This is a genomic window from Synechococcus sp. CS-1328 (assembly GCF_025128095.1).
GTDB lineage: Bacteria > Cyanobacteriota > Cyanobacteriia > PCC-6307 > Cyanobiaceae > CBW1002.
Map to the genome: position 1 here is coordinate 21,654 of NZ_JAHLYT010000068.1, position 14,201 is coordinate 35,854.

General features: G+C 65.1%; 14 protein-coding genes. 10 read left to right on the forward strand and 4 right to left on the reverse strand.

The features are described from left to right. From KQ310_RS12355 to KQ310_RS12380, 6 genes are read left to right on the forward strand one after another with little or no spacing between them, the layout of a single operon-like run. On the forward strand, positions 1-1,167 hold the full coding sequence (locus KQ310_RS12355) for a glycosyltransferase (protein WP_259722037.1): 1,167 nt from the start codon (positions 1-3) through the stop codon (positions 1,165-1,167). Then, the gene (locus tag KQ310_RS12360; RefSeq protein ID WP_259722038.1) at positions 1,164-2,606 is read left to right on the forward strand and encodes a hypothetical protein; all 1,443 of its coding nucleotides are present in this window, start codon (positions 1,164-1,166) and stop codon (positions 2,604-2,606) included. Before KQ310_RS12355 ends, KQ310_RS12360 begins: the two co-directional genes overlap by 4 nt. Before the next feature lie 10 nt (positions 2,607-2,616). Then, positions 2,617-3,819, forward strand: a complete 1,203-nt coding sequence (locus KQ310_RS12365) for a glycosyltransferase family 4 protein (protein ID WP_259722039.1) — start codon at positions 2,617-2,619, stop codon at positions 3,817-3,819. After that, positions 3,819-4,598 carry a glycosyltransferase family 2 protein gene (locus KQ310_RS12370; protein WP_259722040.1) on the forward strand — a complete coding sequence of 260 codons (780 nt, stop codon included), beginning with the start codon at positions 3,819-3,821 and terminating at the stop codon, positions 4,596-4,598. Before KQ310_RS12365 ends, KQ310_RS12370 begins: the two co-directional genes overlap by 1 nt. Continuing rightward, entirely contained in the window at positions 4,591-5,235 is a 645-nt protein-coding gene (locus KQ310_RS12375) for a bifunctional 2-polyprenyl-6-hydroxyphenol methylase/3-demethylubiquinol 3-O-methyltransferase UbiG (protein WP_259722041.1), read from the forward strand. The genes KQ310_RS12370 and KQ310_RS12375 overlap by 8 nt, the downstream gene beginning before the upstream one ends. Further along, positions 5,235-5,816: a WcaF family extracellular polysaccharide biosynthesis acetyltransferase gene (locus tag KQ310_RS12380; RefSeq protein WP_259722042.1), complete on the forward strand. Its 582-nt coding sequence runs from the start codon at positions 5,235-5,237 to the stop codon at positions 5,814-5,816. Before KQ310_RS12375 ends, KQ310_RS12380 begins: the two co-directional genes overlap by 1 nt. A gap of 32 nt (positions 5,817-5,848) precedes the next feature. On the opposite strand, the gene KQ310_RS12385 is transcribed toward KQ310_RS12380, so the two are convergent. Beyond that, positions 5,849-6,439: a hypothetical protein gene (locus KQ310_RS12385; protein ID WP_259722043.1), complete on the reverse strand. Its 591-nt coding sequence runs from the start codon at positions 6,437-6,439 to the stop codon at positions 5,849-5,851. A 460-nt stretch (positions 6,440-6,899) separates the two neighbouring features. Here KQ310_RS12385 and KQ310_RS12390 point away from each other — a divergent pair, with 460 nt between their 5' ends. Further along, a complete protein-coding gene (locus KQ310_RS12390) occupies positions 6,900-8,138 on the forward strand; it encodes a glycosyltransferase family 4 protein (RefSeq protein WP_259722044.1) in 1,239 nt (412 codons plus the stop codon). A 29-nt stretch (positions 8,139-8,167) separates the two neighbouring features. Here KQ310_RS12390 and KQ310_RS12395 read toward each other — a convergent pair whose 3' ends face one another. From KQ310_RS12395 to KQ310_RS12405, 3 genes are all read right to left on the reverse strand, one after another. Then, positions 8,168-8,677 carry a hypothetical protein gene (locus KQ310_RS12395; protein ID WP_259722045.1) on the reverse strand — a complete coding sequence of 170 codons (510 nt, stop codon included), beginning with the start codon at positions 8,675-8,677 and terminating at the stop codon, positions 8,168-8,170. 130 nt (positions 8,678-8,807) lie between these two features. Beyond that, a complete protein-coding gene (locus KQ310_RS12400) occupies positions 8,808-9,449 on the reverse strand; it encodes a hypothetical protein (RefSeq protein WP_259722046.1) in 642 nt (213 codons plus the stop codon). A gap of 97 nt (positions 9,450-9,546) precedes the next feature. Next, positions 9,547-11,943 (reverse strand): polysaccharide biosynthesis tyrosine autokinase, encoded by a 2,397-nt coding sequence (locus tag KQ310_RS12405; RefSeq protein ID WP_259722047.1) that lies wholly within the window; start codon positions 11,941-11,943, stop codon positions 9,547-9,549. Between the two features lie 40 nt (positions 11,944-11,983). On the opposite strand from KQ310_RS12405, the gene KQ310_RS12410 reads away from it, so the two are divergent. Genes KQ310_RS12410 through KQ310_RS12420 form a run of 3 tightly spaced genes read left to right on the forward strand, consistent with a single transcriptional unit; the run spans position 11,984 to position 14,192 of the window. Continuing rightward, positions 11,984-12,808 carry an HpsJ family protein gene (locus KQ310_RS12410; protein ID WP_259722048.1) on the forward strand — a complete coding sequence of 275 codons (825 nt, stop codon included), beginning with the start codon at positions 11,984-11,986 and terminating at the stop codon, positions 12,806-12,808. Next, the gene (locus tag KQ310_RS12415; protein WP_259722049.1) at positions 12,805-13,671 is read left to right on the forward strand and encodes an exosortase/archaeosortase family protein; all 867 of its coding nucleotides are present in this window, start codon (positions 12,805-12,807) and stop codon (positions 13,669-13,671) included. The genes KQ310_RS12410 and KQ310_RS12415 overlap by 4 nt, the downstream gene beginning before the upstream one ends. Beyond that, entirely contained in the window at positions 13,668-14,192 is a 525-nt protein-coding gene (locus KQ310_RS12420) for a hypothetical protein (RefSeq protein WP_259722050.1), read from the forward strand. The genes KQ310_RS12415 and KQ310_RS12420 overlap by 4 nt, the downstream gene beginning before the upstream one ends. Positions 14,193-14,201 lie beyond the last annotated feature (9 nt).

The window sequence follows — 14,201 nt, forward strand, 5'->3', positions numbered from 1 at the left end:
GTGTCCCTGGGCCGAGTACTCCATGTGATTCCCTCGATCAGCCCGCTGCGGGGTGGCCCGTCAGCGGCGGTGCTGGCGATGGTCGCGGCCCTGCGCCGCCGCGGCGTTGATGCGGCCATCCTCACCAGCAACGACAACGGGCCTGGCGTCGATTCCTCCCTTCTCCTGGGCGATTGGTGTGAGCGGCAGGGTGTGCCGGTGCTGGTCTTTCCCCGCTGGAGCCCGCCGCTGCGGCCGCTGCGGGAATTCGCGATCACTCCCGGCCTCAACCGCTGGCTGGCCAGCCATCTCGGCGACTTCGCGTTGTTGCATGTGCACGCGCTCTTCTCCTGGCCGTCCACCACCGCCATGGCCCAGGCCCGCCTTGCGCAGGTGCCCTACCTGTTGCGCCCCATCGGCCAGCTCAACCACTGGAGCCTGCGCCGCAGCCCCGGCCGCAAGCGCCTGCTGATGGGGCTGATCGAGCGCCGCAACCTTGAAGGAGCAGTCGCGCTGCACTTCACCAGCGATGCGGAGCGGGATGAAGCCGCGGCCCTTGGCCTGGTCACTCCCTCCTTCGTGCTGCCGCTGGGTGTGGAGGCCCCAGCAGCCCTTGCCGCCGTGCCTCAGCTTGCGCCACCCCCCACCGTGTTTCTCTTTCTGTCTCGACTCCATGCCAAGAAGCAGCTGGAGCAGCTGCTCGACGCCCTCTCCCTTCTGCAGCGCCGCCAGCCCTCGGCCGCCTGGGAGTTGCGCATCGCCGGGGCTGGAGATCCTGCCTACGTGGCCGGCCTGCGGGACCTTGCCCGGCAACTGGGGCTCGCCGATCGCTGCCGCTGGCTCGGCTTTCTGGAGGGCGAGGCGAAGTGGCAGGCCCTCCGCCAGGCCCATTGGTTCGTGCTGCCTTCGGCGTCCGAAAACTTCGGCATCGCCGCCGTCGAAGCCCTCGCTGCGGGCACTCCAGTGATCTTGAGCCCCGAGGTGGCGGTGGCCCCGGCCGTAAGGCAAGCCGGCGCCGGCATGATCTGCCCCTCCGCCCCTGCCGAGCTGGCGGCCGTCCTGGAAGCCGCGCTGGCCGGGCCGGACGAGCCGATGCGGGCTTCCGCCCGTAGCCTTGCCCTCAGCCACTACGGCTGGGCCGGCATCGCCGAGCGCCTGGAGCACATCTACGCCGCCCTGATCCGTTGACGCTGCTGCTGCCGCTGGTTCTGTTCACGCTGCTGGCCCTCGTGTTGCTCGGCGGCGACTGGCGCGGCGGCCTGCTGCTCACGCTGGTGATCGGTTTCCTGCAGGATCCGATCCGCAAGCTCACGCCCGGCCAGCCCGGCCTCTATGTGGGTCTGGTGCTGATCGCTTTTCTCGCCACCGCCGTGGTGCTGCTGCAGAAGCGCCGCGGGCAGCTGCAGCTGAAGGAGATGTTCTGGCCAGCTCCTGCCCTCAACCGCTGGGTGCCCCTGTTCGTGCTGCTGGTCGCCCTGCAGGCGGCGAACGCTCTGGTGCGCACGGGCGTGCCGCTGCGCACCCTGATCGGTGTGGGCTTCTACCTGGCGCCTCTGCTGGGACTGTGGGTTGGTTTCCAGCTCGGCCTGCAGCAACTCTTTCTGCGCCGCCTGCTGCAGGTGTACCTGCTGTGCTCGGCCGTGGTGGCCGGCACCGTGTTTCTCGACTACCAGGGGGTGGACATCCCCCTGTTTCAGGAGGTGGGCGGTGGCATTCGCATCGACTTCCGCCCCGGCTTCTTCGTGTTCGGATCCAGCGGCCTTTGGCGCACCAGTGAGCTCGCGTCGTGGCACCTGAGCGCCTCGGCCGCCCTGGCCATCGTGATGGCCGCCTCAGCCGGCCGGCACAGGTCGCGCTTCGGCTGGCTGCTGCTGTCCGGTGCCTTTTCCCTGCTCTCTCTCACCACCGGGCGCCGCAAAGGGATCGTGTACGTGGTGGTGTTCGCAGCCGTGTTCGTGTGGCTGCTGGCCCGCAACGCCCCCGGCCGCTCCGCCGGACGCCTGCTCGCCACCTTCATTTCTGCAGGCAGTCTTGCCCTAGTGCTGATGGTCCTTTTGCCGGACACCATCCTTGGCGATGATTTCGGTGAGTACATCAGCCGTGCCGCTACCGCCCAGAATGATCTGTTGGAGCGGTTCAACGTTCTCGGTGTACGTGGCTTCCTGAGTGGGCTGCAGATCTCCGGTGTCCTCGGGCTCGGCGCTGGCAGCCTCGCCCAGACCGGCGACCTGCAGCTTGGGGCTGCGGAGGGAGGACAATCCGCCTTCGTGATGGAGAGTGGCGGAGGCAAGCTGGCCGCCGAGCTGGGCATCCCAGGTCTGCTGATCCTTGTGCCCTTGGCGATTCAACTGGTGCGCGCCTTGGTGCGAAATCTCGCTCTGATTCGCCTGCTGGCAACTACCACAGCCACTCTGGAACTGGGACTGCTGTCATTCACCCTCGCCCAGATTCCCTTCTTTGCGGCCGCCGCCGGCGTGTACGGCGATCCCTTCGTGCTGCTTCTCAGCGGTCTCAGCATCGGCACCGTCTTTGCCGTGCCCTGCTTGCTCGGCCAGGAGACAGCCCGGCAGAACGCGCGCTCTGAGACGCCACCGGTGGCAGCCGTGGCGGCGGGGCCACCCAGATAGGCACCGCCACGTGAGCACCCCCCGGGCCCTGATCAGCACCATCCAGCCTTTCAGCGGCGGCGTGCCTGCCAAGACCCGCTGGGTGGTAAGTGAGCTGGCTAGAATCGGAATCTCCAGTCTGGTGGCCTGGTACGAGCCCTGGAGTCGCGCCCACCGGCTGTCCGTGCCGCTGCACCGCGTGCTCAGTGGCGCACGCCCCGGGGCTGTGGATCGCAGGCCCTGGAACGGCGTTCCGGGTGCGGGCATCGGCTGCTGGCTGCCGGAGCTCGAATTCACCCACTACCTGCCCGGTCACCACTGGCAGAAGCTGATCGCCGGCGCCGATCTGCACCTGGCCGTCACCGGCAATCCCCTCTGCGCCCACCGCTTCCTGCCGTTCGGTGTGCCGTTCCTCGCCTGGATCGGCACCCCCTGGCACGACGACCGCGTTGACCGGGTGCGGCGCTTCCCCTGGCCCCGGCGCCTGCTCGATGCCGCCGTGAACGGGCCGGTGCTGCGGGCGATGGAGAGGCGAGTGCTGCGGGCCCCCCAGGGTCGCATCCTCACGATCAGCCGCCACACCGCTGCCGCCCTGGAGGCCCTCGCGGGACGGGCACCGGCCGGAGTGCTGCTGCTGCCCCCCGACCCGACCCTGTTCCGGCCCGATCCGGCCGCCCGGGTGCCCTGGCGCATCGGCTTCGCGGGCCGCTACGGCGATCCCCGCAAGCAGCTCCCCTTGCTGCTCGATGCCGTGGCCCTGCTCAGCCGGCAGGGCCAGCCGGTGCAGCTGGAGCTCACCGGCGAGGACGATGCCACCTTCCTGCACCCGGCGCTGGCAGCCCGCGGCATCGCCGATCGGGTGCACTGCTACCCCTACCAGAGCCGCGATCAACTGGCGTCGGTGCTGCGCCGCTGGGACCTCTTCGTGATCCCCTCCCACCAGGAGGGCCTCTGCATTGCCGCCGTGGAGGCGATGGCCTGTGGTGTGCCGGTGGTGAGCACCCGCTGCGGCGGCCCGGAGGATTTCGTGCTGCCAGGCAGAACCGGCGCCCTGGTCTGCCACGAGCCAGCGGCTCTGGCGGAAGCCATCGCCGCCATCTGCGGCCACCCTGAACGGCGTCAGAGACTCAGCGAAGGGGCCCTGGCCTGGATCGCTGATAACGCCAATCCAGCAGCAGCACGTCATCGCTTCCGCGCCCACCTGGCTGCCGTCTACCCCGGGCTGATCGACTGATGCCTGACCCCCTCGATCAGATCACTCCGCTGATCCTCACGTTCAACGAGGAAGCCAACATCGGCCGCACTCTCGAAGGCCTGCGCTGGGCTCAACGCATCGTGGTGGTCGACAGCGGCAGTACCGATGCCACATTGACGATCCTGGCAGACTTCCCTCAGGTCGAGGTGGTGACGCGCGCCTTTGACAGCTTTGCGCGTCAGGCCAACTTCGGACTGGGCCTGATCAACACCCCCTGGTGTCTCAGCCTCGATGCCGATCACGGCATCACTGCCGCCTTCCGTATCGAACTGGCGCACCTGATCGCGGACGTTGAGCCCGAAGTGGATGCGGTGCGTACGCCCTTTCGCTATCTGGTTTACGGACGCCCGCTCCGCAGTTCGCTCCTGCCGCCTCGCATCAACCTGATGCGCCCGGCAAGTGGCACCTACGTGGACGATGGCCACGCTCACCGCTTCGTGCCCCAAGGCCATGTGATCGCTCTACACGAGCCGGTGCTCCATGACGACCGCAAACCACTCGACCGCTGGCTGGATTCCCAGCGGCGATATCTACATCTGGAGGTACAGAAACTGCTCAGCACCCCCCAACAGCAGCTCTCCCGTGCTGATCGCCTACGCAAGCGCCACCTGATTGCCCCCTTTGCCGTGCTGCTGCTCTGCCTGGTGTGGCATCGCGGCCTGCTGGACGGCTGGCGTGGCTGGTTCTATGCCTTCCAGCGCACCTACGTGGAACTCCTGTTCAGCCTGATACTCTGGGAGGCCCGCCAAGATGGCTGAGCGGGGTGCCGAAGCGCGCATGCTGGACTACGGCTGGGGTGATGGAGTTCCCCATACTCAGGCCTATCTGATCAGGCCATTGCTGTGCTTCCTTGAGCTGGGGCCAGGTTCTGGGAGCCGCGTGCTCGACCTGGGCTGTGGCAATGGAGCGCTCTGTGATCTGCTCCACCAGCGCGGCTATCGGGTGGTGGGAGTCGATCCAAGCCCAAGCGGCATTGCCGTGGCCCAGCGTCGCCACCCAACGATCACCTTTCACCAGGCGGTTGCCAGCGCCGAGGAGCTGAAAGCTCTCTCCCTTCCACCTTTTGACGTGGTGATCAGCACCGAGGTTGTGAAGCACTGCTTCTCACCTCGAGACTGGGCCACAGCGGCCTTTGAGGCCTTGAGACCCGGGGGACAGCTGATCTGCTCCACGCCCTACCACGGCTACCTCAAGAATCTGACCCTCGCGGCCAGTGGGCGCTTGGATGCCCATTTCACAGCGCTCTGGGAGGGTGGCCACATCAAGTTCTGGAGCCGCCGCAGCCTCTCCCAGCTCTTGCAAGAGGCTGGCTTCCAGGATCTGCACTGCAGAGGGGCAGGGCGTCTGCCTGGGATGTGGAAGTCGATGCTGATGGCCGGATGGAAGCCCCTGTGATGGCTGATCAGATCACCGCGACCCCACTGCGCCAGAACCTTGCCGCCTACCGCACCCCGCCCGGGTGGTCTCCGGGGCGGCCCTGGCTGGTTCAGACCCTCTGGTTCTGCGGTGGTGCTCCCCTGCTCGCCGCCCGCTGCCTGCCGGGATCCGCCTGGCGAGTAGCCCTGTTGCGGCTGTTCGGCGCACGGATCGGCAACGGTTGCCGTCTTAAGCCCGGCCTGCGGGTCACCTTCCCATGGCGGCTGAGCGTGGGGCAGCATTGCTGGCTAGGGGAGGACGCCTGGCTGGACAACCTGGCCATGGTGACGCTTAGCGATCGGGTGTGCGTGTCGCAGGGCGCCTACCTCTGCACCGGCAACCACGACTTCCGCTCCCCCGGTTTCGAGCAGCGTCTGGGGCCAATCTCCGTTGGTTCAGACGCGTGGATAGCAGCCCGGGCGGTGCTGGCGCCCGGCACGGTGGTTTCCCCTGGCGCCGTGATCTGTCTTGGGGCTGTGGTGAGCGGTGATGTGCCATCCGGCGCCATCCTGCGCGGCAACCCGGCGGTGGTGGTGGGGCAGAGGCTCGAAAGTCCGTAGCCAACGGTGCAGAATTCGACGACGACTGCCGTTCATTTCGTAGCGAGCCGAGTGAGCACCCGACGGCGAAGCAGTGCCAGTGAGCCGATGGGCAGCAGCAGGAGCGCCAAGAAGGGGGAAGGCACGGCGCGAATGGAACCAGAAACGGAGGTGAACGTTCTCAGATCGGGACTCAACCCTGAGTTGGCGGGGTTGGTGTAGTTTCCAGGTGTTGACAAAGCGATGGTTTGAAAGGGGGTTTCGGTGATAGCCCCCGCCAAACTGAGATTCAGCGAGACACTGCCAGTGCTGAACGTCAGAAGATTGGCAGCAGGTGTGTAGGTGCCGACGTTGGTGAACGTGAAATCAGCCGTGTCTCCACCGGTTGCATTGAAGAACACAGAGGAGCTGGCGATGCTGCCGCTGCTGATGTCAAACTGCCCTGTAATTGTCGCTGTACCTGTGCAGGGGCTTCCAATTAGGCCTAAGAATCCGCCGAAAGGATTGCAACCAGAGAGAAAACCGCTGGTACTTGTATAGCTCACCTGTGCGCTGTTGAAGACGTAGACGATCGCTTGTGCTGGGACCGCCGATGCCAGCAGTGCTGTTGAGATGCAGATGAGGGGCAGCAGGTGGCGAATCAATGAGCCAGCATCTCAGCAACGGTTTCAACTTTAGCGACAGGCTCTGCTGCAACAAGGCCGTTGGCCCCTGTCGCCGCCATCCATCCGATTCCAGCGCAGCAGCAGCACGATGTCCTCCAGCTATTGCTCCAGCAGGGCTGAATCGCTCAGCTCGGCAAGGTACTGCAGGATGTCCAGCCCCAACCATCCCAGGTTGGCCTGAAAGGCAATCCCGCCTGCCTTGTCGGCTGGCGAAGCTCGAGCCGCTCCACTGGCAGGTCGAGAAACGAGCCAGAAGCGATGGCCTGAGTAGAAATGCTGTAGAACCACTCTCAGGCGTTCAGTGACTGCATCCCGTGCCGCAGCTCACTCTCCAGATCAAGGAGCGCGGCAGACGGCGATTCCGATGAGAGGGCCAACCCGGATCCAGCTACTGAGCAAGCGCCTGGATTGGCATCGCAACAGAAGCCGATCGTGTCGGGTGACGGTGGTGAGCCAGTTCTTCCCGCCCGACTACGCCGCCACCGGCCAGCTACTGGAGGATCTCACCGCACGTCTGGCGGCCGAGGGTCTGCAGATTCAAATCCTCACCGGCATGCCCGCTTATGCCGGACCGGCCACAGACGCCGAGCGGATCGAGTTCCAGCCCAACCGCTGCATTCGGCGCACGCGTGCCTCGCGCTTCTGGCCCCGTCGCATCCGCGGTCGCGCTGTGAACAGCCTGATCTTCTGCCTGCGCAGCGCCCTGCGCCTGCTGCGCTATGTGCGCCGCGGCGACCTGATCATCTACACGACTGAGCCGCCTTACCTGCCGATCTTCGGTTGGATGGTGCACTGCCTCACCCGCACGCCCTACCTGCTGATTGTTTACGACCTCTACCCCGACGTCCTCGAGGAGCTGCGCGTGCTTCCCGGCGACCACTGGCTCTGCCGGCTGTGGCGGCAACTCAACCGACCGGCCTTCGAGGGGGCGGCTGAGGTGGTGGTGCTGAGTGAACTGATGGCCGAACGGGTGCTGTGCCAGGCCCCCGGCATCGCCGGACGGCTGCACGTGATCCCCAGCTGGGCCGATCCCGAACGGATCAGGCCCCTGCCGAAGCAGCGAAACTGGTTTGTGCTGCGCTACGGACTGGAGAATCGCTTCAGCGTGATGTATTCCGGCAACCAGGGCCGCTGCCACGACCTGGTGACCCTGCTCGGCGCCGCCCTGGTGCTAAAGGGCGAACCAACCATCCAGTTCCTGATCGTGGGCGATGGTCCGCAGCACCGGCGCCTTCTGCAGCTGGCCCGCGAATGGGACCTGAGCAATGTGCGCTTTCTTCCGTATCAGGAACCGGAAGCCCTGCCACAATCCCTGGCGGCAGCCGATCTGGCGGTGGTCAGTGTGTCGATCGAGGCGGTGGGCGTAGTGGCCCCCTGCAAGCTCTACGGCCACCTGGCCGCCGCCACCCCGATCGCCGCCATCAGCCCCCCCGGCTCAGAGCTTCACCAGCTGGTGGAGAGCAGCAACTGCGGCCGCTGGTTCGCCAACGGTGACGCCAACGCCCTGGTGGCTTGGATCCGAGAGCTGATGGCCGATCCCACCCGATCCGCCGCCCATGGAGCCGCCGGCTTGGCACACCTGCGGCGCACCGCCACCCCGGAGCTGGTGAGCGAGCGCTACCGCCAGTTGATCTACCGCCACTTGCCGGAGGGGAAGGTGGGGATGCAGGTAATCTGAGCAAAGATGATCAGCACACTTCAGGAACTTCACAGGGCTTTCATTCGCTTGCGGCGGTAGTGAATCGCTGCTCCCAGAGGAAACTCCAGAGCGGCTGAGGAGGGTAAAGGTAAAGCGCGAATCAAGCCCGAGATGGCTGTGAATGCTCTCAAGCCAGGACCAGAATTAGCAGGACCATGACAGGAACCAGGAAGGCTCAACCCCACCGCTTGGCCAGCCACCTCATTGAGAGGAGTGGAGATACTAAAACTGAGCGCAACCGAGCCCGCAACGCATGCACGTCGATTGGCTCCATTGCAGGGATCACCATTGCTAAACACAAAATCAGCAATTTGATCTCCAATATCATCAGTAGCATTAAAGCTAACTGATTGTGACATAATCAAGCCCAAATTGATATCAAAAAGCCGATACTGCGACCGAGCCCGTGCATGGACTGACAAACAAGCCAAAAATGCAATAAAGGTGAAGACCCAAAAGAAGGCCGCTTGCACTGACATAGCTAGCGGCAACGTTTTCAAGGCAATTGGTAATCCCATAGGCAGGTCTCTCTGTTCCGAGACATACACCTACTAGTGCAATGACCTGCCGAAGCGAAAGCATGCCTCTTCGCACCAACAAGACCAACCGTCTATACACTTGAGATGCTATGAGCACCCAACGCCTCCATCAGCGGGGGTGGCTCGAGCGATAGCGTCGCCTCAGAACGGACACGGCTGTGAGCAGGGGGACGAGAGCCAAGGCAGGAGCAGGCGCTGGAACAAATTTCGGAGCACTGAACCGGTCAATTCTGGTGGTAGCGCTGCCAAAGAAATTATCCTGAGTGCGCTGGGTAAACTGAAACAGATCACCAATCACAACCGGAACCGAAATCGTGGCACTTTGATTGTTGCCGCCAGAATCATTGGTCAATTGGGTAAACACCGAATTCAACGAATAGCCAAAAGGATCCCATACAGGCCCGTCAGAGTCCGACGTGCTGTAGCGCCACCGAAAACTGATGGTACCAGTACCTTGAGCAATAATTCCAAAGGTTGTCTGACTGAAAGTCCCGCTGCCGTTGTTACCGCTGGTGAGTGCAATCAGATTCGGAGCGCCAGAGGTATTGATGCTGCCAGTGCCGGGCACAGAGGTCCAATTCGAAACACTGTAGACATCCGTAAAGTTGTTGATCGTGATCGTGATCGCTTTTACAGGCTGCTGGGAGCTCACACCCCAAGCCATACACCCAATCAACGTGAGCAGGCTAGCCTTCCAGCCAGAACGCTTCCTTGCAGCAATGTGATGGGCAGGCTGGCGCCGTAGTGCCATGGGGTTGATCGACTCAGTTCTCACAGCTCAATCATTCTCCCACCAGAAGACTTCCACCCCTTGAGTAACATTGAGATACTAAAAATCAAGAGCTTGGTCAACTGTCGATCCACCGCCGCAGAGACCGGGTCCAGCGCCGACGATTGGTCTGATTGGGAACCAGGGTCATGATGCCGCCGCGGGGTTGGGCCGGCACATCTGCTCCTTGGCCGTGGCGGTAGTAGGCATAGGCGGTGCTGGGATCAAGCGCGGCCTCGGCCGTTGATCCGCCGTAGCCATAGCCGCTCCGACCGGTTCCGCCGTACCCGTACCCATAGATGCCATCGAGACTTCCGCTCTGAACCCGCGAATTCGAGACCACACCCAGCAACGGCGCACCGGCGGCCGCGATCCGCTTGATCGCCTCCTCCGGCAAGGCACGGTCCACCCGGTTCAGGCTGACCAGCAACACAATCCCATCGAGATGTTCCGCCACCAGGGAAGCATCCGCCAGGCCCAGGGCCGGCGGTGTGTCATACAGCACCAGGTCATAGCCGCCGTTCGCAGCGATGTCTGCCACCAGCTCACCCATCCGCGCTGAACTCAGCAAGCGTGGTGGATCGGGCGGTCGTGGCCCTGCCGTGATCGTGTCCCAGTTCGGGTAGTCCGGCACCGTCTGCACCACGTCTCTCCAGTGAAGCCCGTCTTCGGTGATCAGGTTGCTGAGACCTTCGACGTTGTCAAGTCCAAGCCGATGGTGCATCTGCGGCTTGCGAAGGTCGGCATCCACCAGCAGCACCCTGCGGCCCAGCTCATGCATCGTCTTGGCCAGCAGCACGATCGCCAGGCTCTTGCCCTCCGAGGGCTGGGAACTGCTCAGTGCCAGGGAGCGCACAGGGGTTTCCGTACTCAGGAACCGCAGGCTGGTGTAGAGGTTGCGAAAGGCCTCCTGGTAGTGGAAGCGCTGGTATCCAGCCACGCCGCTTTGCTGATTGTCGAGGTCGTGAAGCAGAAAGCGTTTCTCTGCCCTCACCCCCTCAAAGAAGGAGATGTAAGGGATGTGGCCCAGTAGCGGCTGCTTCAGGTCGTTGCGCACCTCGGCAGGGCTGTGGAAGACATGGTCGAGCCGGTCGCGCAAGACAGCGACCCCAGCGCCTGCCGCCAGGCCCAGCAGCAAACCCTGGAGAAGACCCTTGCCCAGGTTGGGTTCCACAGGGTTGGTGTTCACCGCCGTGGGGGCGATGATCTTCCAGGGCACATTGTTCTGGGCGATCTCCAGCTGAAATTGCTCCTGGGTGCGCTGATAGCTGGCCAGGTTGGCTTCGGCCGCCTGCAACTGGCGTTGGAGATCGGCGTACTGACGCAGCAGCGCCGGTTGCTTCTCGAACTGTGCTTCCAGCTGGTCCACCTTGGCCCTGTTCACGGCCATGGAGCTGTCCATCTGCAGCATGGCTGCATTCATCGCCTCCAGTTCCTTGCGCCGCACCTCCGGGCGCAGCTGGTCACGGGCCGAGAGCAGATCGCGCAGGAACGGCGAGGAGCGCTGATAAGTGGCCTGGGCCGCGGCAATCTGCTCTTCGAGGTCGTTGAGCTTCTCCAGCAGGGCCTGATCAGGCAAATTGACCTGGAGGCTGCTGGCGTCACCATCGCCGCGGCGCTCCCCGCCGCCACTGCTGAAGGATCGCGCCGTCAGACGGCCCGCCGCCACGTCGTCGCGCAGCTTCGCCAACCTTTGGCGCTCCGCCTGCTGGCTGGCCAGTTCGGAGCGCAGCTCGCTCACCTGCTGCCACACGGCCGTTGCCTCCTCCTCGGGCAACAGCACGGAATTGGCGCGGCGGAAGGCTTCCACCTCGCTCTGCAGGGCCCTGAAGCGGGCCTGCAGGGCCGGCGCCTGTTCATCGAGGAAGCGCACCCCCTCGCTCAGTTTTTCGCGACGTTGCTGCAGTGACCAGTCGAGATAGGCCTTCTCGGTCAGTTCGAGCGCGCGGCGCACCAGGGCTGGATCCCGTCCGCGGGAATCCACAGCCAGCACCCCGGAAGCCAGCAAGCCCGGAGCACTCGGACCTGCCGGCACCAGCGACACCGAGACGGAAGGCAGGGGTGTTGACGGATCCTGCTTGCGCAGCTGGCTGTACACGGGCTCCAGCACCGCAGGGCTCTCCAGCACTCGAATCAGGGTGGGCACATCGAGCCGACTCTCGTTCAGGGCCACCGAGGCGATGTCAGTGCCACTGGACCCCGCTGTATTTGATCGCGGTTGGTTGATCGGATCGCTGATCAGCAGACTGAAGCCACCCTGGAACACGGGTGCATCCACACGCTGCCAGACGGTTTTCAACCCGAAGAACGCCGAGACCAGCACCAGCGTGATCAGGAAGGGCCGCTGGCGCCGGCGCAGCACCTTCAGCAGATCCTGGGGCCGGAACCCGCTCTCCTGCTGCTCCCCCAAGGCTGGCAGGGGCAACGCCACCACACCCGCCTGCGGCGTGATCGAAGGCGTGGCGCCGCTGGTCATGGCCTGTCCGGGTTGGCACGATTGTATGGACGTTCGATGGGTGGCGCCTACCCTCCCGTTCAACGGAGCTGCGGTGATGGACTTCAGCGGACCTCGGGCCCGCAGCCTGGCCCGCCTCAGCGCCTACACGCTGCTGCTCACGTTTCTGATCACGCTGGTCGGTGCCACGCTGCCGCTGCCCCTCCATGATCCCCAGCGAGCGTTCGCCGTTCTGGCCGAGCTGATCGGCAACTCGACCGTGCCCGTGGTGGCCGTGGTTCTGCTTTATTTCGGCCTCACCGGCACCACCTTGCCCGCCTTTCTGGAATGGCGCCTGCTGCGGCTGTTGCGGCCCTTGCTGAGGCTGGCGGCCTTGCTGTATCTGCTCACCGCCCTCGCGGTGGTCGGCACGGCCCTCGCGGTGGAGCGCAGCGGCATCAGCCAGCTCGAGGCCGAGTTGCAGACCAGCCTGGTGGGGCTGCAGCGGCTGCGCCAGGCCGTGGCCGCGGCCTCCGATGGCTCCAGCCTGCGGCAGCTCATGGCCAACCAGCCAGGCATGCTCGAAGCCCTGCGCCAGGAGCAACCGTCCGCCGCCGATGACAGCCCCCTGGCGGCGCAGCGCACTCGCGCCGCCGAGCTGCTGGATCGTGCCGAAGCCAACCTCCGCCAGCAGAGCACCCGTCGCCGCGCCGATGCCAGCGGCAATCTCACCCGCCAGGCCCTGCGGCTGGGGCTGAGCGCCCTCATCTATGGCCTGTTCCATCTGGCCGCCTCGCTGCTGTGGCCCCGCTCCCTGATCGACACCCGCGATCGCATCCTCGAGGCCCGTGCCGACCGGCTGGCCGTCGAAGCCGCTGAAGCCTCCAGCGAGGGCTCATTCCCATGATCGCGCTGGCCCGGCTGGCGCTGCTGGCCGGCCTGGCCAGCAGCCAGATCACCCTGGCCGGCCGGGCCGGTGTCCCGGATTTCACGATCATGGCCGCCCTTCCCTGGCTGGCCGGCGCCACCCTGCTGATCGAGCAGGACGAGCAAAGCAACGTACCTGCTCTTGCCGCCATTCCTGCCAGTCGCTGGTGGGCCGGAGTTCTGGCAGTGCTCTGGTGCCTGCTGGTGCTGAGCTTCGCTGGCCGCCTCTACGACCCACTCTTCTGGTTGGTGCCTTTAGTGGCGCTGATCGGCCTGGCCTTGCTGGTGGGCCTGTCCTGGGGCGCGCCAGTGCTGAGGCAGTTGGCGGTGCTTGGCCTGCTGCTTCCAGCCCAGGGGATGGTCAACCTGCTGCTGCCGGTGGAACCGCTGGCGCTGGCCACGGCCCGGATCAGCGCCCAGCTGCTCTGGCTGGTGGGCCAGCCCGCCTTTGCGGAGGGCAATCAGATCGTGATGAGCGCCCAGGTGTTGCTGGTGGATGGCACCTGCACGGGCCGCAGCACGCTCAGCTTCTGCCTGGCAAGCCTGGTGACGCTGCTGATCCTGCTGCCATTGCCCCGCCGCGGACGGTGGATTGGAGTCGTGGCGCTGATCATGGTGACCACCATCGGCGTGTTCCTGATCAATGGGATCCGCATCGCCCTGCTGGCCTTCACCGTGGAGGATCCGGGGCCTGGTCTCCTGGCCGCCCTGCGCGGCTTCGCCTTCTGGCACGGTGGCGTCGGCGCCCAGCTCTTCTCCCTGCTGGCCGGCAGCCTGGTCTGTGGGGCCTACCTGCTCTTGCTGGAGTGGCATCTGCGCCGACGCCGCTCCAACGTGCCATGAGCACGCAGGATCCGAGGAAGGCCTCTTCACTGCGGCGGATTGTCTTGATCGGCCTGGCGGGCTGGGCCTGCCTGCTCTCGATCGAAAGTCTGGTGCGGCTGCCCGGCCCTGATCCGGCCGGAGCCTTACCTGCCCAGCTGCAACGCGGCTCCCTCCTGCTCCCCCGCCGGCCGGCCGAGCCCCTCGCTCAGAAGAAGCCCCCTGTGGCCTTGCCGGATGGCGTGGTGGAACGGGCGGCGGTTTGCTACGGAACCATGGATCTGAGGCTGCTGGCCCACACGCGCAGCGGGGCCAGCGGCCGCCTGCCGGTGGAGGCAATCAACACCGCCATCACCGGATCCAGCGGCGGCGGTCATTGCCTGATCGTGGATGCCGACGGCAGGATCCTGGCCGAGCTGGCCACCGAGGCGGACTGGATGGCCTGGCGACAAGCCCATCCCCCCACCGCTGCTCAGACGCTGGGGTGGCTGCTGGGGCTGCGGCCCCGCCAAGCCAATGTCTGCCTCTGGACCAAGGCCTGAGCCTCCGGG